The sequence below is a fragment of the Gillisia limnaea DSM 15749 genome (assembly GCF_000243235.1).
In the GTDB taxonomy this organism is placed as follows: domain Bacteria; phylum Bacteroidota; class Bacteroidia; order Flavobacteriales; family Flavobacteriaceae; genus Gillisia; species Gillisia limnaea.
This window is the reverse complement of the sequence record NZ_JH594606.1, coordinates 442,360-466,775: the sequence shown is the minus strand read 5'-3', so window position 1 is coordinate 466,775 and position 24,416 is coordinate 442,360. Positions and strand designations below refer to the sequence as shown.

The window sequence follows — 24,416 nt, the reverse complement described above, 5'->3', positions numbered from 1 at the left end:
CTAAAAAGGGTGTTTTAACTAGCTGTAGCATTCGTCTACTTTTAACTATATCCAATTTGTACGGCTCTTAAAATCACCACAGCTCCAATACCCAGCATAATTAAAACTGGTTTAACAATAAATTTCAACCAATTTTTATAGTTGATACCAGCCAATGCAATTACCGCCATTGTAGCGCCATTGGTGGGTACAATTAAATCCATCATAATGGCACCATACTGATACGCAAGCACACAAACTTGCCGCGATAAGCCAATTAAATCTGCGAAAGGGCTTAGGATTGGCATGGTTAAAATTGCATGGCCTGAGGTGCTAGGTATCGGAAAATGTCTCACGGCATGAGACCATCATTAGCACTGCCGATAAAGCTGCCGGAAGATGCTCTAAAGGACCGAATAGTCCGTTAACGATAGAATCAATCACCATCCCATCCTTTGAAATAACAGATACACTATTTGCTAACCCAATAATTAATGCCGCAAAAACCATTTCTTTAAAACGTCTAGATAAACTTCGGTAGTTTTATTTAAGCTAAAGCCAGCAATACTGCCACAAGCCAAGCCTAAAACGGAAAAGCAGGCAGACATTTCATTAAAACCTCAACCTAGCGCAATTAAACCATAAGTAACACCTGCAAACGTCAGTGCTAATAGGCTTAAAATCAATTTATTTCTAAAAGTAAATCCTTTTTATTGATTATGCGATATGGTTAAAAATAAAAGTGTTGGTTTCTTGTGCTAGGAGGATTACAAAAAAGGAAATGGCCATAAAGAATAGGATTATTTTTTTCATAAGGATACTTTTATTCGAAGTTTTTATAGGAATGATACTTTGCAATCTGACATCCCAAAAACTTCTGAAAATCATCATGTGTTTGTTTTGGAACATTAATTTTTGACAAAAAAATAGTGTTTATACCGAGGGGGCAATTCAAAATACGCTCTCGGTATAAACACATACTTTTAAACTATTTTACTAAAGTGTCATCATTGTAGATGTCCCTGATGCATATATATTTTCCGTCACGCTTTTCCCAGATCGCCATATATTTGCCCGATCTGCTTACTTTGCCCGATGCATCTTTGGATGTTGATGTGCCAATCTCGGTCACTGTGTTTTCATCACCAAATACCTCAAGGGTATTGTAGGAAACAGTTTCACCTTCAGCTTTTTTTGCCATACCTACTTCTAGTTCCTTTTGGATAGCAGCTTTTCCTTTTGCCATCGGGGCATTATTGGACATACTCACCGCATCTTCAGAATAAAAAGCGGCAACTGCATTTACATCACGAGCATTATCAGCTGCTGCCCACGCACTTTCCAAGGCTTGTATCTCGGCTTTTATACTGGCCATATCGGCCTTAACAACTGCTGGTTGTGCCGTTACAGCTGGTTCATCGGCAGTTTTTTTATCAGGTTGCGAGTTACAACCAATAGTGAAAATGGACGTTGCAAGGACTACCGTTGCAAGTTTAAAAAAGTTCTTTGTGTTCATTTTTTTTGAATATTTAGTTTTTTGCCTACTCTGACCGGTTTTCGGCTTGTCCGTACTATTTTTATTATAATCTGAATAGGGGATTAACCTTTTTAAGCCGAAAATTATATTTCCCTAGCCCTAAAGGGTAATAATTTTCTCAACCATAATTGTATTTGAGGATTTTTCCGCCCTTTAGAGAGCCGGGGAAAAGAAAAATCCGGTCTTTTCAGACTTATCCATTATTCACGTTACTTTAATAGTCTGTATTATAAATACTCTGTATCTATTATATTCTCGGCATCACCACTTTTTTTAGTATCTGCATATTGCCGATTAATCATCTATCTTCCATCCAATCCAAATGTATTTTGAATCGCTTCATACCAATCATCATCATTGACAGCATTCCAATCCACCCATGCTTCATCTGTCATTGACCTTCTCCATTGAATGAAGGGTTCAGCATCTGGACCCACAGGATGTCTTAATTTCAAATAATTTCTATTCTTGATATAAAACGAATCAACATTTAGTTTTTGCTATCCATCCGTTCATGAAATTATTGATACTATTCATAGACTTATGCATTAGTAATACATAAACTAAAAGCAATTCCTAATACTTAAGGCTCTACTTGCATAGAAAGAGTGATTGGCTCCAATACTGTATGTTTCTTTTTCAGAGTATCGTTTGAAGGGTCCTTTAAGATAGCTTCAAACTTGTCCATATCGGTAACTTCTATAACCATAACTACCGAATTGGGATCATTGGCATCCTGAAACGTTTTAAGGCCTGACATTGCAGGACCAAATATATCGAGTCTGTCTTGGTGGCCTTTTAGCCAAGTGTCAAAATTTCCTACTCTGTGTCTCGTTACGATTGTTTTTTTCATGATTTCTGATATTTAAAGTTTTGCCTACTCTGACCGGTTTTCGGCTTGTCCGTACTATTTTTATTCCATTGATACGTGCCATTTGTTATCCGCATTTGCACTCTTTTTGGTCCCGGCAAAGTGCGGAAATATCATCTATCTGGCATCCAATCCAAATGTATTTTGAACTGCTTCATACCAATCGTCATCATTGGCGGCATTCCAATCCACCCATTCTTCATCGGTCAATGACCTTCTCCATTGAATGAAGGGTTCAGCATCAGGACCAACAGGATGTCTTAATTTCCAAGTGTTGCTTTCTGCGATTTCCAAAATCTTGTCTGCCACTAGTGTTGGTGGTGTTGGCGTTTGAAGGGATGCTGAAAATAATCCTGCCATACGTTTGGAATGTGGATAAATTGAGTTCCCATCAACTGAAAGATCATTGGCCATTTGTGTGTTTATGATTCCTGGTTCCACAATGGCAACCCTAATGTTAAAAGGTTTTACTTCTTGGGCAAGTGCCTCACTAACGGCCTCGAGTGCAAATTTGCTTGCGGCATAAGCACCCAATGGACTGTTGGAAATATGTCCGGCAACGGAAGCAACATTAATAATACAGCCCTTTCGATTCTTCCTCATTTGTGGTATCAATGTCTTCGTACATCGCAGTACTCCAAAATAATTGGTTTCCATAATGGCTTTGAAATCGTCCATTGCCAATTCTTCGATAGAACCATGACGTTCGATGCCTGCATTGTTGACCAGTACATCGATTTGTCCATGCTTTTGGATGATGCCATTGATACACTGTTTAACTGATGCATCGGAATCCACATCCATTTCTGAAATACTGATGTCAAGGGATTCTGTATTTATTTTTTGTCTAAAATCGTCGGCCATAGCTGGATTTCGCATGGTCGCAAATACTTTGTACCCTGCGCGTCCGAATGCCAATGCGGTTTCAAGGCCGATGCCTTTGCTTGTTCCTGTAATTAGTGCAGTTTTCATTTTTATACTTTTTTTTGTTTGGTGTATTATTTTTTCTCTGCATCTGCAAGTTTCTTGGTATCTACATACTGTTGAAAGGCGATAATCTTTCCGTCTCTTAAAGTCCACAAATGAGCAACCTCTGCGTTATAGGCTTTGCCGGTTGCTTTGTTTTTGGCATTGTAGCGTAAGGTGGCGAGTACTTTGTTATTGCTCATCTCGTGCAATTTGATATCTTCTAGGGTGAAGTATTCATGATCTCCAATCACTCTGGCAAAAACACCATTTAATACAGCATCAGGGCCTATGTAAGGATTGCCATCTGCGTAGGCATTGCCTTCGGCTTCGTTCCAAACGATTCCAGCATCCATAGCACCCAAAACTGAAGGCACATCGCCTACGGCAAAGGCTTTGTACAAACCATCAACCACACTAGCGTTATTTGTATTTTCAGAATAGCGATAGCTTTTGTAGATTTTCCAATCTCCCATTACTTTTTTTAGGGTGTTCACAAATTCACCTTTTAAAACCATTTTTGGCTCATCCATTTTGGTATAAACATAAGAACCGCTTACAAAGATGTACTCCTTATCCAGTACTGCTTCATCCATGGTTTTTAAGGTAATGCTATATTTTCCCGAGGAAAACACATCCTTATATTGTGCTTTGATATTGTCCAAACCTGAGACCATGCTTCCGTCAGAATTTCTTATGGAAGCATCTTGTGTATATAGTGCATCTAAATTGTTGAGATTAGCCGATTTAATGGTATTGATGTACAATTGATGTATTTTTTCCACTTCAGCATTCTGTGCTATAGCTGTAGATGATGGCAGTGCAATGAGAACGAAAAGTAATAATGTCTGTATAATTTTTGAATGCTTCATGATCCTAATAATTAATGGTTAAAAATGAATAGGTATATTTTGTAATTTTATTCTGCTTTATGTACTTCCAGTTCTATTTCTATCATAAATTCTGGTAGGGCTAAATCCTTCACACCAAGCCAGGAACCTGTTGGAAAGTGGTTTTTATATATAGAATTTCTGTAGGCGGCATGCTCAAGAAACAAGGGCATTTTGGTTGTAAAGACATTTTCCACAATCACATTATCAAATGTGCATCCGTATTTTTTCAGGATCTTCCCGAGATCAGAATAACAATTTTTCATTTGCTGTTCAAAATCGCCTACAGCGGTTGGATTGCCCTGGTCATCCATACTCACGGCTCCGGAAATTTTTATATGGTTCCCGATTTTTACTGCGTGGGAATATCCAAATGCTTTTTCAACTTCTGGTCGAAGTTGGAAATATTCTGGTGTTTCAGGTTTTTCAGGTTCGTATGATTTCATTTCAACTCAATATTTAATGGTTAATAAATTATTTTATAGCAATTGCTGCATTCGACGGTCCTGCAAGGGGCAGCAATTCAGAGGATGAAAACCTATTTTTACTTCTTTTTATCGGCCATTCCGCCAACTATCAATTAGATGTCTCCATGTTTTTTCCAGGTGCGCGTAAACATGAAAGTTCCCTTCCGTACCATTTTTTTTGTAAGCATAGATATTATCGACATCTTAAAAACCAAAACCAAATCATCTTTGGCGTTCACGCCTTTTTTCAGAAGGTCATAATTGAATTTTAAGTTTAGGTTCTTATGTAGTTTTGTTTTCCAAACAGCAATGCCGTTTTTGTTGGAAACCAGATCGCCAAAACTTGGATGGCACATAGAGTCTTCGTGCCACAATTCTTTATAGGATATAGTATTATTGTTTTGAACTTACTTATAGTATTGTCCTTCCATCTGCCATATTTCGTTTTTGAAAGCTTCTTTTGCGGACGGTATCCCTGCTATAGCTGTTCCATATTTGCTATGCGGATAACTACTTTGCCCCTGCATGAAAGGAAAGCTCATAAAGAAACTGGTGTGATTTTAAAGATTTTTAGTTGCATCAGAATTGTTTTTGAATTCTTAAAACTTCCATTATTAGAAAATGTACGGAACAGCTTTGCCAAACCGTACATTTATCTTATTTGTTTTATTCCCTTTCGGCAACTTTTACATCGCCACTGATGCCACTCAAATCTGGACGGAAAATCCAAAGTTCACTTTCACCGCCGTCGGTCACGGCAAACCAATCTTTTCCGAATTGTTCCCAACTGCCTTTACCATATAAACTTTCATATTTTGTGGCAAAGTCATTGTCCCGACTTAACCAACCTGATTTATCAAAAAATGAAATAACTGCTAAATCGCGACCTTCTTTGGTGCTTCCAAATTCGTTGGTGTAAATGCCATACGTGTCCTCCTGACTTTTTTCGGCATATACTTTATTTACTTTTTCGACTAATTTCTTGGCATCATCCATTTTGAATCGTTTGACGTCGTAATAATCTACCAACAAATTCTTAATGGTGAAGTCTTTTGGGAACCTTGAGAGTTCATTGTGTCCACGCCAATAGCTCTGGGTGCCACTTTCGGCTGTCATGTATGGAGCTACATTATTATTCCAATCAGCATCATGACCTTCTTCTTGGGCGGGTCTGTTATCTAAAGAGCTCCACGGAAAAGGTCCCATGGACCATACATAATTACCTGTGTTTGGCCCGTTGGAAATCCAATAAACACGTGCCCCGTAAGGGCCATCACCGTGAAATTTTTTGTTATGTGCAGTAATTCCTTTTTCAAATTGGCTAATTTGAGTTGGGTTAGGCGTTAATAGTGCATTTTCGAATACTCCGTATTCGGTACTGTTTTGCGATAGTGCCAAAAACGGCAATAAAAGCATCGTAAAGATTATTTTTCTCATAATGTTTAGTTTTTGTCTTCGCTGGAAGCGAATGACTGGTTAAAATTTATGCACTTAATTTACAGGAGAGTTAATGGTAATTTATCTCTGGTAATTTCTTGATTTTCGAATTTTAGAAATTAGCTTTGTAATAATTTTAATTTTTATCGCACCTTTCTTATAAGTGTAGCCATATATTTATATTTCAGATCCCTCGTTGCTAAACCTCCCTGAATTTTTTGAATTTGATCTTCAGACATTGCTGGTCCATCTGTGGCTCCTACATTAAATAATTGATTGTAATCCTTGTACATGTCTACTGTTATATGGGAGGCGTAAACATCACTTCCAACCGGCAACATATACCGCAGCAAACCCCAATTTCCCCTGATTCCCGCATCAACCTCTTTTTGATGCATAGGCTGGAAAATTTCTGTTTCAAATTTTTCGTATTTCTCATAATCTCCATTAGATACTTTCATTAAATTTATTCCTGCAACTGTGCCCAAAGGCATATCAAAGTTGCCTTTTGTAGTGGCTATTTGCTCAAGATATACGCGTTTTGCCAGGCCCCTCGATTTTGCGGTATTTTCAAATTTTTTATTGAGATCATCTTCAGACATGTTGGGATAAGCCGTTTTTAGAGCCGTCTCAAAATTCCCTGCGTTGCTCATCATTTTGAGAGGATCGTTATAAAGGTTTACCGTTAGGTATTGATATCCCTGATCCTCTCCTCCGGGTTGCAAACTCCAAAGGTCCCATCCCAAAATATCACCATTTTTAACCCGTTGTTCCTGAATTTTCTCCCAAAATGCTTCCGTTTCCATATAAGCTGCTTCCTGCTCATTGTCCACTTTCATAAACTCGAATATTAAATAAAGTTTGTCCTGTGCGAAACCTTGGTTGCTCAACAATAGTAGTGCGATAAGAATTAGTAATTTTTTCATGATATAGATTTTAAATTAATGTGGTTTTTCAGTATTTTTTAATAGCGTCATTGGAAATTGAAGCGGCGAATTTCAAATCAAAAAGCAATTGGATAGGAATAATGGATTTTGATGCTTTCATTTTGCCTGTTGTTAGGTTGAATAACTGTTCAAAGTTTTCTTTACCGGCCTGAATTGCATCTCTAAATCGGTTTTTGCCAGCTTATTTATATAAATGACCTGCCCTTTTTCTTTGGGTTCCCTATGGTTGAGCATCTCGTGAATATCAGAGACTTTATAGGTTTCACTGGTTAAGAGGTAATCTTTACCGTGTAAGCCTTTGGTGGTTGCTGCTTTGTAAGTGGCGTTTGCTACGTCGGCTACATCAACTAGCGCAAAGGGTACATCATTGTCATAGAGCGATTTTATAAAATCATCTGGGGCAATCTTGTTTTTGATGAGAAATTGAATGCCGGTGGAAGTTGAGTCTTCCCGGGATGATAACGATTTTCCCATAACCGAAACGGGCGACACAGTCGTTATTTCATACCTAAGATTGGGATGGGATTTTATAAACTGCTCAACCGTTTGATTGGCAATAAATTTTGCCTGGCAATAGGGATGACTCTGTTCGCTAGTGAATCTCGTGTCGTGTTCGTCGAATGTATCTGTAAAACTTTTACTGCCTGCCGGCATAGGGAATTCTGTATTCCAGGCCGCTACAGATGCTATGAAAACCACTTTTTCAACATTTGGCGCCTGACTTATAGCTTCAAGAAAATTTTCAGTTCCTTTTATAGTAGGATCTAAAAGTTCTTTTTTTGGATCTTTAACATCCAGTTGAAAGGGAGTACCGCTGTGTACCACAATTTCACAATCCTTTATAAAATCCTGTAAGGTATCTATATCCTCTAGTTTTAATCCGCGAATATTGAGATTGTCAGAATTTTTGAAATCGAAAAGATGCTGGTACTTTTCACTTTTGCTTATATCGGTAACCGAGACTTTTACCCTGTATCCTTCTGCCAAAAATTTTCGGGTTATATAGCTTCCTATAAATCCTGAGCCACCTATAATTCCTGCTGTTTTCATAATCCTGGTTTGAATAGCCTTGCAGGTTCTTAAAACCTGTTAGGCTTAATTAATAATTACTGTTTTCCTGAAGGTTTTATTCTTTTACTGAATCATCTTCCAACTGGCTTTTTTCTGCATTCTCAAGGGTTTGTATATCGGATACAATTTTTGATATATCCCAATAACCGTTTTCCCTTACAATTTTACCATCCACAAACCGCGCGGTAATATGTGCAGGTATTTCGTACAATTGATTGTTTGCTTTTAAAGTGGCTTGCCAAAGGCCCCAAAAGTTTACCCAGGTTTCCCCATCATCGGTCACAACCATTTCATATTCAGATTCGGCATCTACAAAATCCCAACTGGAAAACAAAGCTGCATCTTCCTTGTTCTGGGCGATTAATTGTGCAAAGGTTTGGGCATCTTTCTCCATTACATTGTTCATGATTTTTGCTGTATCTGCATAATATTTAGCCATAGCTTCCCAATCCTGTTTTTCATAGGATTCAATAACTTTTTTATAGCTGTCTATCTCCGGTGATTGTTGCGTGTAGCGTGTATCTTTCTTACCACAGGCTGTAAAGAGTAGTATTGCAAGTCCTAATAATATTAGTTTTTTCATGATTTTTATTTTAAATGATTATTCTAAAAATTTTATTACCTGCCCATCCTTAATGGTCCAGTAATGTTTAAAGCGGGTTGAGACAAATTCACATTCTGATGGTTGGCGCCCATTTACTGTTCCGGTGACTAAAACCTTATCCTGTTCAACTTCCTGAAAAATAATCTTGTTAAATAAAACATGTCCCCATTGGTTTTGCATAACCGCAGGGAATGTAATATTGTCCCTGTCATTCATTTCCTTAGGGTTTATTACTTCATCCCATTTTATCCCAGGGGTTAAAGCTGCCAGATCATTGGATGTTTTACTATGGTTTTGTACGACATCATATATGTTTTTTATTATTTCCTGGTTGTTATTGTTTTGTCCCTGTAGATTGTTTGAAGTAGACAAAACAGGCACTATAAGAAATAAATATATCTGTAAGGTTTTCATCTGTTTATAGTATTGTGTTTGAGTGGACTCCCTATAGCTATCGGTAGTAACATCCATATGATCATTCTTCTGTGTGAGAAAATTTTTCTAATGGATGTTTCACCTGTTATTTTTTGATGTGTTATAGTTTTGCCACATAACCCAGATCGGGACGCATACGTCCAGTTTTAGGTTCATATTTATGAACATATTTCATCATTTCATCGAATAATTTCTCGCCTTCTTCTCCCATAAGCACATCAGTTTCCGCGGAAGTTTTAGCGTACGATTGCGCATCCTTTGCTGAAATTACCACAAGGAAGTAATCCCCAGGGGTACCAAAGCCACTGCGATAGACCCTAAAGTATTCTTTGGCTCCTTTTTTCTCATATAGGGCTTTTATATCCTTTATCTTATCTCGAAGGTTTGCAACATTTTCTGGGGTAACATATAGGTAATGCCATTTTCTATAATCCTCTCCGGGGGTATTGGGGGTAATCCCGTTGGGCATATAAGACATGTCATTGATCAAATGAACTACATAGTTCCTGTGAACATCATAGCATTTGTCAAACCGGGTAAAAAGGGAGCGGAATTTTTCTTCACCCATTTTTTCGGCTAAAGGCGCCAGGGGATTCTTATCGAAATCGGCCATGTTTGTGATGGGCGAAATGCTTAAATAGGTACCGTCGTCGATACTTGCGGTAGACCAGTCCGCATCTTTAAGATCATGTTCCTTGCATGCTGCAATAAAGTCTTTACTTACCTCTTCATATTCCATGACCATAGAAGGTTTTACCTGATCTTCATGGATCCAATATGCCTGCGTTGTATTGGCATTTTGGGCAAGGAGTACATTTGTTTGCGAAAGCATTGCTATAGAGAGCAAAGCAATAAGATTTACTGTTTTCATAATTCTTTGGTTTTTAGTTGATTTAACAACAAGGTAAGTGTGTATAAACCTGAAAACAAGTAGTTTAGGATGAAGCCTGCCTGAGAATGTCCTAAGAGGGCAATTAAGTTCCCAAAGCGCATTTTTGCTTAGCTAAATGGTCTGTAGCCTTATTAAGAGTTCTTAGCTCAAGCCCAATACCACATTGTAAATCTAATTTTTTTAAAGGGTTTGGAGACAAAGGCACGGGGATGGGGTAATTTAGCCCTGTTAAAATTCGCCAAATTATCCTGGCTGTTGGAAAAAGAGAACCGGCACTAATATAGGATTATTTTATACCTTAACCATCAACTAAAATTGTGTTTTAGTTTTTTCGTTTAACTGGTTCCAGAACTTCCTGACCATATTTTGTATGATAGCATTTCGTCTTCCGCAATCAATATTTTTGCACGATTCTCCATCAGGCTGCATTCTTGATTTTAAATTGAAACTCTACCAAAGTGCCATTTTCAGTATTTTCCATCATGCTGCCATTGAGTTGTTGTGTCAATAAATCTATTAATTTCGAGCCAAAACCGGTTCCCCGGGGTGATAACCCAATAATTTTACCCACACCGTTATCAGCCACTGTTAAGGATAAGGTCTCCGGTGTTGATTGGAATAAACTTATTTGAATGGTTCCATCTCTGTCTTCAGGAAACGCATATTTTAAGGCGTTTGTAAGTAGTTCATTAACTATCAAACCAATGGGCACTGCCGTGTCCACATCCAGCTCCAGGCTGTCCATGACGCATTCAATTTTCACTTTATCTTCTGCATTAAAGGTGTCTAAGATGCCTTCGCCCAGATTTAGGAAATAATCCTTCATTTCTATGCTTCCCGGATTTTCTCCCTGATATAATTTTTGATGTATGATGGCCATGGATTGTACCCTGTTTTGACTGGCTATCATCACATCTTTGGTTGCGGAATCTTCCAATTGGGCTGATTGTAGCGAAATCAAACTTTTAACCAATTCTAAATTATTTTTTACGCGGTGGTGAATTTCTTTAAGGAGCAATTCATTTTGCTTGTTTTTGATATCTAACTGGTTATTTAATGCGAGTAATTCTTTGTTTCGCTTTTGGCGCTTATTGTAATAATAGAACAATCCAAAAAGAATAAATGCCAATAAACCCACGAGAATTATATAGAGAGTTTGTGTTATGCGCTGTTGTGCTATTTTTTCATTTTGAAAGATGATGGTGGCATTTTTTTGCCCGGTTTCATATTTAGCCTGAATTTCACCATCCAAACTTTGGATGGCGCGTTCTTTGAGTTCTGTAAATGCACTTGCATAAAGCCTGTTATATATCAATGCATTTTTGTAATCACCCATGGACTCATAAATTGACGATACGTGCATATAGTTTTCCCAAAGATTTCTTATTCTTCCTGTTTTTATCATAATATCAATGGCTTCTAAATTATAGGGGAGGGCTTCTTCATATTTTCCCTGCATTAAAAGCACGTGGCCAATATTACCCAAAGAAGGGATGAGGTATCGTTGCAGACCCATTTCTCTTGATCTATCAAAATTCGCCTGGTAATCGGCAATGGCGGCTTTATACTCTCCCATATATTTGTATATATTTCCACGCCAGTTTATGGATGCCATTAAAGGAATACCATTTTCACCTATGCTATTGTAAAGGTTAATTGCTGTATTAATATTTGCTAATGCATCTTTGAGATCATCTCCTGAAAAAAGTTGGTTAAAAGCTTTATTATGGTAGGACAATGCCAAATCTTCCTTTGAATCTAAATTTTCCAGTATTTCAATGGCTTTGTTGCAAAAATCGATTCCTGTTCTATATTCGTTTTCGTAATATAATAATCCACAAATATGTGTGTAGCTTTGTGCAATTCCTTTTTGATTGTTTAATTTTTGGAAAATCTCCAAAGCTTTATAAGCTTGTTCTGTGGCCTGGCCATACTCTGTTTGGAGGGTATAAACTACCTTTAAGGCTAGATAGGATTTGGCGAGGTCTAAATCATTTTTTAAAGCGCTGTAAATATCCTTTGCCTGTAGGGTGTAAACCAATGAAGAATCTAGTTTTGAGTATTCTTTGTGATAATATGCCAGATGTAAATAAGATTTAGCAAGGGCGTTTTGGTTATTCAGTTTTTTGGACAGCAATACAGCTTTATGTGAATTCACGCCTAGCTGAGTGGAGTCTGCAGGTATTTTTTCATGTATATCCAGCCATTCAAAAATGGAATTCAAATCTTTCACATTTGAATCCTGTGAAAAACCAGAGTGAGTGTGAAAAAACATAAAAAGCAGGTGAAAAATGATGAGCAGTATTCTTATTTGCCCAACATTTCTGAAATATTCTGTTTGGGAAACCTGTTCGGTTGCCATGAAAGAATGCTTATAATGGTCTTTACCTTCTTTTTTGGCAATTATAATGTTACCTATATTAAGACTAGGAATATTGGTCCCATTTAAGTCAATAGGTTTGGATGTGCAGGGATTTTCAACTCCATTGGGAATTTCCAAAATGCCATAGCCGGTAAAAAATTCCCTTAATTCTGGTGGCGGTAAAATATTAACAGGTTCTTTCATACACTAAGCGATAGATTATAATAGATATTAAGGTGCTTGTAATATGGCTACCCAATGACTTCCTTTTTTATTCCGGCAGACACATCGTTTTAACCTTTGTTATTTGCAATCAGGTTTTCATGATTTCCTGATTTTAAGTTGATTTCATAGAAAAGTAAATCTGTATAAATCTAAAAACAAGTAGCTTATGATGAAAGCAACCTAAAAATGTCCTAAGGGGTTAATTAAGTTCCCAAAGTACCTTTTGGTAAGCTAGATGGTCTGTAGCCTTGTTAAGAGCTCGGTGCGCATTCCTTTAGTCATAGGAATTGCTTTTCTGGAAATAACTACGTGAGTACCGCCTATCTCGTCTATTTGGGAGAGATTGATAATGTAAGATCTATGAATTCTTAAAAAATGTTTTTGAGGTAGTTTTTCGTCCATGTCTTTAAGCGTGGTCACTATCAAATATTCCTTTTCATTTGAAAATATCCTGCAATAATTGCGTTCTGCCTGAATATACCGAATGTCCTTAATATCTAACTTTACCATAGTCTCACGGTGTCTAACAAAAAGGCAATCTTTTAAAATATAGGAGGAAGCCCCATTTTTAGAATCATTGGATGGGGTAGTGATATTACTTTTTAATTGATGAATTGTAAGCTCAATACTGCGTTGTAAATCTAATTTTTTAAAGGGTTTGGAGATAAAAGCATAAGGACGGGTTAATTTAGCCCTGTTAAAATTTGCCTCATCCGCATTTGCTGTAAGGTAGATAATGGCAAGATTATTATGGAATTCCTGCATCTTTTGGGCGGTCTCTATTCCATCTAATTCTCCCTTAAGTTGAATGTCAATCAACACAATATCCGGGAGGTTGTTTTTAATATGGCTTATGGCGTCTTCCCCCCTGGGAATAATTCCTGAAACTTCATACCCCATTTCTGTAAGCTGCATGGAAATATTGGCCGCGATGATCATTTCATCCTCAACTACTAATATTTGAATAGGTTGAGTCATCTTATAAAGTTATTTAAGTCCAAGGGAAGGATTAAAACCAGAATGGATTCTGAGGTATGCCTGAAGCTCCTATCCTTTGAGAAAACTTCCGAAATAAATCTAAGGAAAAAATTGTCGGTCAAAAAAGGTACGTTTGTCATTGTGTTTTTTAATTAAATAAATCTCAAAAGGACAAGTAGGAGTTTTTGGGGGAGGGGATGGGAACCTTCCTGGCATCAGAAAGCATATATTTAAGGGGTACAGGGATCTAATATAATACATAATTACCTAAAAATTGATGTTTATTTTATTGGAACAAGGAATCCGGCTATTCTTCCTAATATAAAAAATGGGATTCCAGTTAAAAGTTCATTTTTCAGACCGCGTTTTGTATTTTTACAAAGAAAACAATCTTAATAGGAATGGAGAAACAAGAAATTCTGGCAAAGTGTAATGAAATGTCTAAAAACACTTTGATGGAAACCCTGAATATAGAATTTACAGATATAGGAGACGATTTTGTTACCGCCAGGATGCCGGTGACGTCCAGGGTCCACCAACCGGACGGAGTCCTGCACGGGGGTGCAAGTGTGGCATTGGCCGAAAGTGTTGGCAGTGTGGCTTCTCATATTTTTATGGATGCTGAAGATTTTTATATCCGCGGCATTGAAATTTCTGCCAATCATATAAAAAGTATTTCTGAAGGATATGTATTTGCAAAAGCAACATTTATTCACAAAGGAAGAACCACTCAGCTATGGAATATACGAATTACAGATGTTGAAGATAATCTGGTCTCCCTGGTAAAATTGACAACCATCGCGTTGCCTAAAAAGAAATAAATGATCACTTCTGAAGAATTTTTTGATAAACTTCGGTTTCAGCTGGAGAAGAAATTGCCTTTTGTAGCTTATAAAAAACCATCGACGCCTACAGGGGAAATAAAAGCATTTCTGCAATCTAATTCTGAAACCTATAAAATCCTGAATTTTTCTGAAAGCGGCTTTGTATTCGCTCCTTTTGCTGCCAATAAACCTAAATTCCTTATTCCTGCAGCTCAATCTGAATTTCTGGAAACCAACATTGATCTTTCAGAAATTGACAAAGATTTCAGGAATTCATCTATCGCTGAAATTGAAGTTGAAACGGCCCGGAAGCAGCATGTAGCTTTAGTGGAAAAGGGGATAGAGCAAATAAAAAAAGGGATTTTTAAAAAGGTGGTGCTTTCAAGGCGGGAATCTGTTAAACTACAAGGACGGGATTCTATAAAAATTTTTCAGGAATTACTCCAGTTGTATCCAACAGCGCTTGTATATATATGGTTTCATCCGGAAACGGGATTATGGCTTGGTGCAACTCCCGAAACCTTACTTGAAATTGAGCGGAACCGGTTTAAAACGATGGCACTTGCAGGAACTGTAAAATATGCGGGAGAAATGGAGGTTGTTTGGGGGCAAAAGGAAAAGCAGGAACAGCAATTTGTTACCGATTCTATTATGGAGAATTTAAAACCCTTTGTTGAGAAGATCGAAAAATCTCATCCTTTTACAGCTAAAGCCGGGAATTTACTGCATTTAAAAACCAATATCTCCGGATTTTTATATCCGGAATCTCAAGATTTGGGAAAGTTGATCTCTGTAATTCATCCAACTCCTGCCATTTGCGGACTTCCAAAGGAACCCGCCAAAAACTTCATCCTGGAAAATGAAAATTACGACAGGGAATATTACTCCGGATTTTTAGGAGAACTCAATTTGAAGAAGGAAATCAAACGTAGCGGGAACCGAAGGAATCAGGAAAACCAGGCGTATGCAAGTATTATAACCACTTCGAATTTATTTGTAAACCTGCGATGTATGAAGTTTGAAGAGAAGCAGGCCGTTTTGTTCGTTGGCGGCGGAATTACAAAAGACAGCGATCCAGAGGCAGAGTGGGTGGAAACCCAAAATAAGGCTGAAACCATGAAGGCAGTGCTTCTTAAATAAGGTTTAAAATTTGGGATAAAAACCTTTTGAAATCGTAATTTTGATTGATTATAACCTCCACCGGGGACCTCACAGGTTTCTATACGTTGCGAGGTTCAGTTCAAGTTTTTTAAAAACAGAAATTCTGTGAAATATTCCAAAATTCCCGTAGCTCAGTCTATAGTTGCTTTGTGCGTATCAAAAAAAATTAAACATGTTGTGATTTCCCCGGGTTCACGAAATGCACCATTAACCATTGGCTTTACCCATCATCCCGAAATTAAAGCATACAGCATTGTAGATGAGCGTTGTGCAGCATTTTTTGCATTGGGGATGGCACAACAACTTCAACAAGCAGTCGCGTTGGTCTGTACTTCCGGATCGGCATTGTTGAATTATTATCCAGCAGTGGCAGAAGCTTTTTACAGCGATATTCCTTTGGTGGTGATTTCCGCAGACCGCCCAATAGAACGTATAGATATTGGAGATGGACAAACCATTAGACAAAAAAATGTATTCGAGAACCATATCCTGTATTCCGCCAATCTCTATTCTGAAATCGTGCTGGAGAATACCTCTGCAGATAAAAAATTACAGCAGAAACAATTTGAATCTCAAAAACACAATGAACGGGAGATCAATCTTGCACTGAATAAAGCTTTGGAAGGAAAGGGTCCGGTTCATATTAATGTGCCTTTTTATGAGCCGTTGTATGACATGGTAGAAAAAGCATCGGTCAACCCCTTGCAGATCCTGCCGGAAATCCGGGAACGGGATTATTCTGAAAAGGAACTGTCAGCCTATGCCGAAATCTGGAACAAGGCCAAGCGAAAAATTGTGATTGTGGGGGTTGCCCAGCCAAATGTGCTGGAACAGAAATTCCTGGATTTTCTCGCTCAGGATGAATCGGTGTTGGTGTTGACCGAAACCACTTCAAATTTAAATCACCCGGAAATCTTTACCCGTATAGATACCCTGATAGGCCCTGTTGAAAGAAGCGAAGATGCAGCAAAACAATTTGAGGCTTTAAGGCCGGATATATTACTAAGCTTCGGGGGGATGATAGTTTCAAAAAAGATCAAGTCTTTTCTTCGCAATTTTCAGCCGGAACATCACTGGCACGTGGATCCTAAAAAGGCATACAATACTTTCTTCTGTTTAAACAAGCATTTTGAGACTTCCATCAATTCCTTTTTCAGGAAGTTTCATCCGTTGCTTGAAAAAGGGAATAGCGATTATGCTTCTCATTGGAAAAATATCAGGAAAAAAAGACAGGAGCGGCACGATCTATATGTGCAGGAAATCCAATATTCCGACTTTAAAGCAATGCAGGCAATTGTGCCAACGGTTCCAAAAAAGTATAATGTACAGCTTGGAAATAGCGCTACGGTTAGGTATGCACAACTTTTTAAATGGGACGAATCTCAGAAGTTGTTTTGTAATCGCGGCACGAGCGGGATAGATGGAAGCGTTTCTACCGCTGTAGGAGCTGCGCTCATCAATGAAGATCCTACTTTGCTAATATGCGGTGATCTTAGCTTTTTCTATGACAGCAACGGACTGTGGAACAATTACATTCCAAAAAACTTCAGAATAATTGTTCTGAACAATGAAGGCGGTGGGATTTTTAGAATTCTTCCGGGAAATAAAAATACCGAAAATTTTGATACGTATTTTGAAACCATACATCAAATGAATACAAAACCTGTATGTGAATTGTATGACATTGAATATCTTTCAGCTAAAAATTCCGAAGAGATCAGTGAAGCCTTACATGGATTTTATGAAGTTTCAGAAAAGCCAAAGTTACTGGAAATCTTTACTCCGCGTCAAATTAATGATGAGGTTTTACTGGAGTACTTTAGTTTTATGAAATCCTGAAGAGACAGATAATTTTCAAAAGGGGGAAATCTTTTTTATTAAAGTATCTTTGCGTTTTAAAATTTAGCTATGCTGACAATTGGTGAATACCATACGATGATAATTGACCGTGATACGGAACCCGGATTATTTTTGAGAAATGACGAAGGGGATGAGGTCTTACTGCCTAATAAATATAAACCGGAAACCTTTAATTTGGAAGATGAGATACAGGTCTTTGTTTATCTGGATCATCAGGAAAGGCCGGTTGCTACTACATTAACGCCTTATGTTAAGCTTGACGAATTCGCTTATTTAAAGTGCGTGGAAGTATCTGATATTGGCGCTTTTTTGGACTGGGGGCTGGAAAAACATCTTTTTGTTCCTTATCGCGAGATGGCTTCAAAAATGCGGAAAGAGAGCTGGTACCTGGTTTTTTGTTATTTGGACCAGGAGACCAATCGATTGGTTGCTTCCAGTAAAACCAATGCTTTTTTAGATAATACAGAATTAACGGTAGAACCTTTTGAGGAAGTGGATATTATTGTAGCAAATCCTACAGATCTTGGAATGAATGTAATCGTGAATGAACTGCATCAGGGTTTGATCTTTAAGGATGATATTTTTCAGGATATGCAACCCGGGGACCGTTTAAAGGCATGGGTTAAGAAAACAAGGCCGGACGGGAAAATAGACATCACCTTGCAGCGTCCGGGATATAGAAGTATTGAGCCCAACGCTCAGGATATATTGAATGAAATAGCACTTAAGGGAGGTCATCTAAAACTCACCGATAAATCTTCCCCGCAGGAAATCCAGAGAACACTTCAAATGAGTAAAAAAAGCTTTAAAAAGGCGATTGGTACTTTATACAAGCAACGCCTTATAGATATTAAGGAAGACGGGATCTATCTTAAAAAAGATCAATAATTATAACCTCTTCTGGCAAAAGGATTGTACCGTGTAAGGTAATAATGTCCCGTCCCTTCAGCAGCATTCCTGTAAACAGCATTTCTGGTTCCGCTTCCGGGAAGTTCAGGGCTGAATGATTGGTTAAAAAACCGCGGACTTGTATTCCAATCGGTATTGCGACCTACGGAAATGGAGTTATCCTTTTGAGGCAACTGTACCGGAGGAGCGAGTTGCACCGTTCTTGATTTCATCCTTCTTTCCCGTGCCATGAATTCGGCCATATTTACTTCGCGGGATTCATTTTCAGGATCAAAATTTACACTTCGTATTTTGAAATTTCCGGTGTTGGGAATTTCAGGCGATAAAATGCTTAAAGAGGGAATAATTTCGATTCTTTTAATAATAAATTCTGAAGAAGCATCGGTAACAGCAGGGATTTCCTGGGCAGTTCCGAAATAGGATATGAAGATAAAAAAGAAAAGTATTCCTATTTTTTTCATTTCTGAAGTTTTTTCAAATATATCAAGAATTGTGCTAAAGAGCATTCTATAATTAAATATGATTGGTAATCCGGCTATCCAATTGATATTTTAAGATGAAAAGGAAACCGTACATTTAACTTTAAAATCCTATTTTTACGGTAAAACAAAGCATATGAATATCATTGATTGGAAAACGGTAAAAGAATTTGAAGATATCACCTATAAAAAGGCAAATGGAGTTGCGAGGATAGCCTTTAACCGTCCGGATGTTAGGAATGCGTTCAGGCCAAAAACCACCAGTGAATTGTATCAGGCTTTTTACGATGCACAGGAAGATACTTCTATAGGCGTGGTTTTATTATCGGCAGAAGGACCTTCTTCCAAAGACGGAGTGTATTCCTTTTGCAGCGGCGGAGACCAGAAGGCGAGAGGCCATCAGGGATATGTTGGTGAGGACGGGATGCACAGGCTTAATATTCTTGAAGTCCAACGTTTAATACGATTTATGCCAAAAGCTGTGATCGCAGTAGTTCCCGGCTGGGCTGTTGGCGGCGGGCATAGTTTGCATGTGGTGTGTGATCTAAGCCTTGCCAGTAAGGAGCATGCGATTTTCAAACAAACCGATGCGGATGTCACCAGTTTTGACGGAGGATATGGATCTGCTTATCTCGCCAAAATGGTAGGCCAAAAACGCGCCAGGGAAATTTTCTTTTTAGGAAGGAATTATTCTGCCCAGGAAGCTTTTGAAATGGGAATGGTGAATGCCGTAATTCCTCACGAGGAACTTGAAAATACCGCTTTTGAATGGGCCCAGGAAATCCTTGCAAAATCCCCAACCTCCATAAAAATGTTGAAATTCGCGATGAACCTTACCGATGATGGCATGGTGGGACAACAGGTTTTTGCAGGGGAAGCAACCCGATTGGCTTATATGACCGATGAGGCCAAAGAAGGAAGGGATGCCTTTCTGGAAAAAAGAAAACCTAATTTTGTCAAAAAATGGCTTCCTTAATGGAAAATTTTTCGAATAAAGAAATAGACCTGAGTTCCCTTCCCAATTATGAGGAGGTTAATTTTAATCCTATTTCTGCTCAATATCTTAAAAAAGTTTTGGTGGAATCTGGAATATTCCTTGTAATAGTTTTAATAGTTGTTGCATTGCTGTTTTATTATCAAATAGAAACCTATTACATCTATTCCGGGATCGTCTTTTTTGTATTATTTTTTGGTTTTAAACTTTGGAATAGCATCAAAATGCAGGATGAATACGGCTATGCTATTCGGGAAAGAGATGTTTTATATAGAAGGGGGTATCTTATAAGCAGAACTACCGTAGTTCCTTTTAACAGGATTCAGCATGCTACCATATCAAGGGGAGTTCTGGATAAATTTTTTGGAATTGCGACCCTAAATATATTTACAGCCGGAGGAAGCGGCGGCGATATTCAAATTCCTGGTCTGGAACCGGAACTTGCAGTACGGCTAAAGGAATCCCTGGCTAAAAAGATCGCTGAAGATGAGAGCTGATTTTTCTACACCCCAGCGTCAATCGGGGATAGGGGTGTTGCTTATTTTTCTCACGACCATCTATAAATTTGTAAAGGGATTTTGGGTACTTGGGGTTTATTTTCTGCTTAAAAGCCCGGGAGGAAGGATCTTGTTTTTTGTAGGACTGGGGATAAGCATTTTAGCGATATTTGCACTTATCTATAGTTACTGGTATTACAGGAAGTTTTTATTTCATATAGATTATTCCAAAGAAGAATTCATGCTTCAAAAAGGCGTTTTTTCTACCGAAGATATCGCGGTTCCCTTCGACAAAATTCAACAGGTATATTTAAAGCGTTCTATCCTACAGCGTATTATAAATGTATATAGTCTGGTTATTGAAACTGCTGGCAGCAGCGATAAAGAGATAAGTATAAAAGCTATTTCAAAGGAAAAGGCAGATAAACTCTCAGCCCTGTTGATAAAGGTGAAAAAGGATGCTGCAATAGCTGAAACTGAGACTGAAGAATTGGAAGATCCTGCCAACAAGGAGGTTTTATGGACGCATAAATTAAATTTTTCCGATCTTTTAAAAATAGGTTTTAGTACCAATTACCTGCGTGGACTTGCTCTGATTTTTGTGTTTTTTTCGACTATTTTCAATGAATTAAGGCCTTTTGTAGAAGATTATTCTGAAGATCTTGATGAGCAGTTGAACCAAATTCCAGGACTTCTGGAATCTGTGGGAGTTTTTGTTATTATCGCCATCATGATGTTGCTGCTAAGTATGATTATTACGGTTGTTGAGGTTTTTATCAAATACTACGGACTTAAACTTCAGCAAAGCAAAAACAGTCTTGAACTTGAAATGGGATTAAAAACCAATACAAAGATTTCATTGCAACCCAGACGAATTCAGCTATTACAGGTCACGACCAATCCTGTTCAAAAGTGGCTAAATTTATACGAGGCGCGTTTTTCCCTTGCAAGCAGTGAAAATACCCTGGAAAAATCGAAGATTAAAATTCCGGGTCTTGGTGAAACAACGGTTGAAAAGATAAAATCCTTCGTGTATGCTGATGCCAGCGTCGAAGTTAGCCTGGAGAAAACTTTTCTTCCAGACAGGATCTTATTATTCCGCCAGATGTTCCAGTCGGTTTTTCTGCCAATAGCGCTCAGTGCTTTTTTTCCAATTTTCACAGATTTTATTGCATTTAATACCTGGACAGTAATGGTCGGGATCTATTTTATTATAGGAATTATCTGGCAGCTCAAACTTTTCAGCTCTAAAAAATTACAGATCTCTGATGATTTTCTCCGCTTGAAATCTGGCGTATGGAATAAGAAGGAAGAAACGGTGGAAACCTATAAATTACAATCTTTAAGTGTTATACAGCCAATTTGGTATAAGAAAAGAAATGTTTGTAATATTACATTTCATACTGCCGGTGGGGATGTTTCGTTTAGAGCGGTGGATAAAAAAATAGTTCCATATCTAAATTATATTCTCTTTAAAATTGAAACTGCCAGCAAAGGATGGATGTAAATAAGTAAATAGTTAAGCCACGAATTCACTAACTTTTGGTAGCGGACTCGTGGCTTTTTTATTCTGATTTGTCTAACGACTTATTATTTTAATCCAGGGTATTTTTCCGGGTTCGCCTCATTCATAATAGCATACACCTTTTCAAAGATATCTTCAGCAGAAGGTTTGGAGAAATAATCTCCATCTGTACCGTAGGCCGGTCTGTGTGGTTTTGCTGCCAGGGTTTGAGGCTTGCTGTCTAAATGAATATATGCGTTTTGTTCCTCTATAATTTGTTGTAAGATATAGGCAGAAGCTCCTCCCGGAACATCTTCATCTATTACCAACAATCTATTTGTTTTTGCCACACTCTTAACAATATCTTTATTAAGATCGAATGGTAGCAGCGACTGCACATCGATGATCTCGGCATTAATACCTGATTCCTGCAGTTCTTTGGCTGCTTGTTCTACAAGTCTTAATGTCGAGCCATAGGAAACCAGCGTGATATCTTTTCCTTCTTTTATGGTTTCCACAACTCCAATAGGGGTTCTAAATTCTCCCATATTGGTTGGGAGTTTTTCTTTTAACCTGTATCCATTAAGACATTCTACAACCAATGCAGGCTCATCACCTTCCAGTAAAGTATTATAGAATCCGGCGGCTTTGGTCATATTTCTAGGTACCAGGATGTGCATTCCTCTCAATAAATGAACAAGAGCACCCATTGGTGAGCCACTATGCCAAATCCCTTCCAGTCTGTGTCCCCGGGTTCGTACAATAAGTGGTGCTTTTTGTTTTCCTTTGGTACGATATTGCAGGGTTGCAAGATCATCACTCATAATTTGTAAGGCATACAGCACATAATCCAGGTATTGAATTTCGGCAATAGGTCTCAATCCTCGCATGGCCATTCCAATTCCCTGTCCAAGGATTGTAGCTTCCCGAATACCAACATCGGCTACGCGTAACTTTCCGTATTTTTCCTGAAGTCCTTCCAGCCCCTGGTTTACATCCCCAATTTCACCCGCATCTTCTCCAAAAATCAAGGTTTCAGGCTTGTTTTCAAATATTTTATCAAAATTATCACGAAGGATGATCCTGGCATCTACTTCTTTGGAATCATCAGCATAAACAGGTTTTACCTCATCTATATAAATTGCATTTTCCGCAGATTCGCTGTATAGATTGCTGCTGTATTCAGGTTGGGAATCGTTGGTGTATTTCGCTATCCAAGTGATAAGTTGGGTTCGGGCATCACTTTTGGTTCCTGTTAAATAGCGTAGACTTTTTCTGGCCGCTATCAAAAGATCTTTTTTCAATGGCTCCTGGATCTCTGAGATCTCCTTTTTGAAAGATAGAATGGCTTCCTTGTTTTCACTGGCTTTTGCCGCCTGATCCAATAAAGGTAAAAGCTCCTTCATCTTTATTTTCATAGGATCTGTATAAGCAACCCAGGCCGCTTTTTTTCCATCCCTTACCTGTTTTTTGATATCGCTATCAATTTCATCCAATTCTTCGGCGGTAGCGAAATTATTTTCGATTACCCATTCCCGAAATTTAACATTACAATCATGTTCCCGTTCCCATGCCAATCGTTCCGCATCTTTATAGCGTTCGTGAGAACCGGAAGTAGAATGTCCCTGGGGTTGTGTGAGTTCCTTAACGTGGATCAATACAGGAGAGTGAGATTTTCTCGCAATTTTAGAGGCATTTTCATAAGCTTCTACAAGAGCTACATAATCCCAGCCATTTACAATTATTATTTCGTATCCTTTATTGTCTTCGTCCCGTTGGAATCCTTTTAGAATCTCAGAGATATTTTCTTTTGTAGTTTGGTATTTTGCGTGAACAGAGATGCCGTATTCATCATCCCAAACATTCATCACCATTGGCACCTGTAAAACTCCCGCTGCGTTGATAGCTTCCCAAAAATGACCTTCGCTTGTACTGGCATTTCCTATGGTTCCCCAGGCAATTTCATTTCCATTTTCTGAAAATTTTTCAGAATTTATTCCTTCTACATTTCTATAAATTTTTGAAGCTTGCGCCAAACCTAATAATCTAGGCATCTGCCCGGCTGTAGGGGAAATGTCGGCACTGGAATTTTTTTGCTGCATTAAATTTCTCCAGCTTCCGTCCTCATTTAAGCTATGTGTTGTAAAGTGTCCACCCATTTGTCTTCCGGCAGACATAGGTTCGTTTTCTATAGAAGTATCGGCGTAAAGCCCTGCAAAAAATTGCTGAATATTCAAGGCTCCAATGGCCATCATAAAAGTTTGATCCCTATAATATCCGGATCTGAAATCTCCATTTTTAAAGACTTTGGCCATCGCCAGTTGAGGGATTTCTTTTCCATCTCCAAAAATTCCAAATTTGGCTTTTCCGGTAAGTACCTCACGTCTTCCCAATAGACTGCATTCACGGCTGGTGACTGCGAGTTTATAGTCTTTTAAAACCTCTGTTTTAAAATCTTCAAAAGAAATGGATTCTTTGGATTGTGTTTCGCTTTGCATGAAATTATTTTAGAGTGTAACAAATGTAA

General features: G+C 38.1%; 26 protein-coding genes. 7 read left to right on the top strand and 19 right to left on the bottom strand.

All coding sequences use genetic code 11. From position 1 onward, the window contains the following. Positions 1–41: 41 nt before the first annotated feature. The 17 genes from GILLI_RS18650 to GILLI_RS03710 all read right to left on the bottom strand — a co-directional run bounded on the left by GILLI_RS18650 (position 42) and on the right by GILLI_RS03710 (position 13,661). Entirely contained in the window at positions 42–335 is a 294-nt protein-coding gene (locus GILLI_RS18650) for a TIGR00366 family protein (RefSeq protein ID WP_217179234.1), read from the bottom strand. Beyond that, positions 313–489 (bottom strand): hypothetical protein, encoded by a 177-nt coding sequence (locus GILLI_RS19200; protein WP_217179233.1) that lies wholly within the window; start codon positions 487–489, stop codon positions 313–315. Before GILLI_RS19200 ends, GILLI_RS18650 begins: the two co-directional genes overlap by 23 nt. Before the next feature lie 478 nt (positions 490–967). Next, positions 968–1,495, bottom strand: coding sequence for a YybH family protein (locus GILLI_RS03775; protein ID WP_006987802.1), 528 nt, complete (start codon positions 1,493–1,495; stop codon positions 968–970). Positions 1,496–1,818: 323 nt separating this feature from the next. Next, positions 1,819–1,971, bottom strand: coding sequence for a hypothetical protein (locus GILLI_RS18285; RefSeq protein ID WP_174269008.1), 153 nt, complete (start codon positions 1,969–1,971; stop codon positions 1,819–1,821). 128 nt (positions 1,972–2,099) lie between these two features. Next, positions 2,100–2,276, bottom strand: a complete 177-nt coding sequence (locus GILLI_RS03770) for a hypothetical protein (protein WP_245545594.1) — start codon at positions 2,274–2,276, stop codon at positions 2,100–2,102. 228 nt (positions 2,277–2,504) lie between these two features. Then, positions 2,505–3,359 (bottom strand): SDR family oxidoreductase, encoded by an 855-nt coding sequence (locus GILLI_RS03765; protein ID WP_006987800.1) that lies wholly within the window; start codon positions 3,357–3,359, stop codon positions 2,505–2,507. 26 nt (positions 3,360–3,385) lie between these two features. After that, complete coding sequence (locus GILLI_RS17585) at positions 3,386–4,225, bottom strand: nuclear transport factor 2 family protein (RefSeq protein WP_006987799.1); 840 nt, start codon at positions 4,223–4,225, stop codon at positions 3,386–3,388. 47 nt (positions 4,226–4,272) lie between these two features. After that, positions 4,273–4,689, bottom strand: a complete 417-nt coding sequence (locus GILLI_RS03755; RefSeq protein WP_006987798.1) for a RidA family protein — start codon at positions 4,687–4,689, stop codon at positions 4,273–4,275. A 134-nt stretch (positions 4,690–4,823) separates the two neighbouring features. Beyond that, positions 4,824–5,084, bottom strand: a complete 261-nt coding sequence (locus GILLI_RS03750) for a hypothetical protein (protein WP_006987797.1) — start codon at positions 5,082–5,084, stop codon at positions 4,824–4,826. A 292-nt stretch (positions 5,085–5,376) separates the two neighbouring features. Further along, positions 5,377–6,147, bottom strand: coding sequence for a hypothetical protein (locus GILLI_RS03745; RefSeq protein ID WP_245545593.1), 771 nt, complete (start codon positions 6,145–6,147; stop codon positions 5,377–5,379). A 143-nt stretch (positions 6,148–6,290) separates the two neighbouring features. Beyond that, on the bottom strand, positions 6,291–7,073 hold the full coding sequence (locus tag GILLI_RS03740; RefSeq protein ID WP_006987794.1) for a hypothetical protein: 783 nt from the start codon (positions 7,071–7,073) through the stop codon (positions 6,291–6,293). A gap of 132 nt (positions 7,074–7,205) precedes the next feature. Continuing rightward, entirely contained in the window at positions 7,206–8,144 is a 939-nt protein-coding gene (locus tag GILLI_RS03735; protein WP_006987792.1) for an NAD-dependent epimerase/dehydratase family protein, read from the bottom strand. Between the two features lie 76 nt (positions 8,145–8,220). Continuing rightward, positions 8,221–8,748 (bottom strand): nuclear transport factor 2 family protein, encoded by a 528-nt coding sequence (locus tag GILLI_RS03730; protein ID WP_006987791.1) that lies wholly within the window; start codon positions 8,746–8,748, stop codon positions 8,221–8,223. 18 nt (positions 8,749–8,766) lie between these two features. Continuing rightward, entirely contained in the window at positions 8,767–9,240 is a 474-nt protein-coding gene (locus GILLI_RS03725) for a hypothetical protein (RefSeq protein WP_006987790.1), read from the bottom strand. Between the two features lie 64 nt (positions 9,241–9,304). Further along, the gene (locus GILLI_RS03720) at positions 9,305–10,075 is read right to left on the bottom strand and encodes a hypothetical protein (RefSeq protein ID WP_006987789.1); all 771 of its coding nucleotides are present in this window, start codon (positions 10,073–10,075) and stop codon (positions 9,305–9,307) included. A 439-nt stretch (positions 10,076–10,514) separates the two neighbouring features. Then, positions 10,515–12,662: a tetratricopeptide repeat-containing sensor histidine kinase gene (locus tag GILLI_RS03715; protein WP_006987788.1), complete on the bottom strand. Its 2,148-nt coding sequence runs from the start codon at positions 12,660–12,662 to the stop codon at positions 10,515–10,517. Between the two features lie 252 nt (positions 12,663–12,914). Continuing rightward, entirely contained in the window at positions 12,915–13,661 is a 747-nt protein-coding gene (locus GILLI_RS03710) for a LytR/AlgR family response regulator transcription factor (protein ID WP_006987787.1), read from the bottom strand. Between the two features lie 401 nt (positions 13,662–14,062). Between GILLI_RS03710 and GILLI_RS03705 the strand changes: the two genes are divergently transcribed. From GILLI_RS03705 to GILLI_RS03690, 4 genes are all read left to right on the top strand, one after another. After that, positions 14,063–14,482, top strand: a complete 420-nt coding sequence (locus tag GILLI_RS03705) for a PaaI family thioesterase (RefSeq protein WP_006987786.1) — start codon at positions 14,063–14,065, stop codon at positions 14,480–14,482. Further along, positions 14,483–15,625, top strand: a complete 1,143-nt coding sequence (locus tag GILLI_RS03700; protein ID WP_006987785.1) for a chorismate-binding protein — start codon at positions 14,483–14,485, stop codon at positions 15,623–15,625. It abuts the gene before it with no gap. A gap of 126 nt (positions 15,626–15,751) precedes the next feature. Then, the gene (gene menD, locus GILLI_RS03695; RefSeq protein ID WP_006987784.1) at positions 15,752–17,485 is read left to right on the top strand and encodes a 2-succinyl-5-enolpyruvyl-6-hydroxy-3-cyclohexene-1-carboxylic-acid synthase; all 1,734 of its coding nucleotides are present in this window, start codon (positions 15,752–15,754) and stop codon (positions 17,483–17,485) included. 69 nt (positions 17,486–17,554) lie between these two features. Next, complete coding sequence (locus GILLI_RS03690; protein ID WP_006987783.1) at positions 17,555–18,394, top strand: CvfB family protein; 840 nt, start codon at positions 17,555–17,557, stop codon at positions 18,392–18,394. Here GILLI_RS03690 and GILLI_RS03685 read toward each other — a convergent pair. After that, positions 18,388–18,876, bottom strand: coding sequence for a hypothetical protein (locus GILLI_RS03685; protein WP_156798635.1), 489 nt, complete (start codon positions 18,874–18,876; stop codon positions 18,388–18,390). The two genes, GILLI_RS03690 and GILLI_RS03685, sit on opposite strands and share 7 nt — an antisense overlap. A 154-nt stretch (positions 18,877–19,030) precedes the next feature. Between GILLI_RS03685 and GILLI_RS03680 the strand changes: the two genes are divergently transcribed. From GILLI_RS03680 to GILLI_RS03670, 3 genes are read left to right on the top strand one after another with little or no spacing between them, the layout of a single operon-like run. Further along, entirely contained in the window at positions 19,031–19,870 is an 840-nt protein-coding gene (locus GILLI_RS03680; protein WP_006987781.1) for a 1,4-dihydroxy-2-naphthoyl-CoA synthase, read from the top strand. Then, complete coding sequence (locus GILLI_RS03675; RefSeq protein ID WP_040506378.1) at positions 19,870–20,385, top strand: PH domain-containing protein; 516 nt, start codon at positions 19,870–19,872, stop codon at positions 20,383–20,385. The genes GILLI_RS03680 and GILLI_RS03675 overlap by 1 nt, the downstream gene beginning before the upstream one ends. Continuing rightward, a complete protein-coding gene (locus GILLI_RS03670) occupies positions 20,375–21,892 on the top strand; it encodes a PH domain-containing protein (protein ID WP_006987779.1) in 1,518 nt (505 codons plus the stop codon). The genes GILLI_RS03675 and GILLI_RS03670 overlap by 11 nt, the downstream gene beginning before the upstream one ends. Positions 21,893–21,975: 83 nt before the next feature. Here the strand turns inward: GILLI_RS03670 and GILLI_RS03665 are convergent, their stop codons facing one another. Further along, positions 21,976–24,387 (bottom strand): alpha-ketoacid dehydrogenase subunit alpha/beta, encoded by a 2,412-nt coding sequence (locus tag GILLI_RS03665; RefSeq protein ID WP_006987778.1) that lies wholly within the window; start codon positions 24,385–24,387, stop codon positions 21,976–21,978. Between the last annotated feature and the right edge of the window lie 29 nt (positions 24,388–24,416).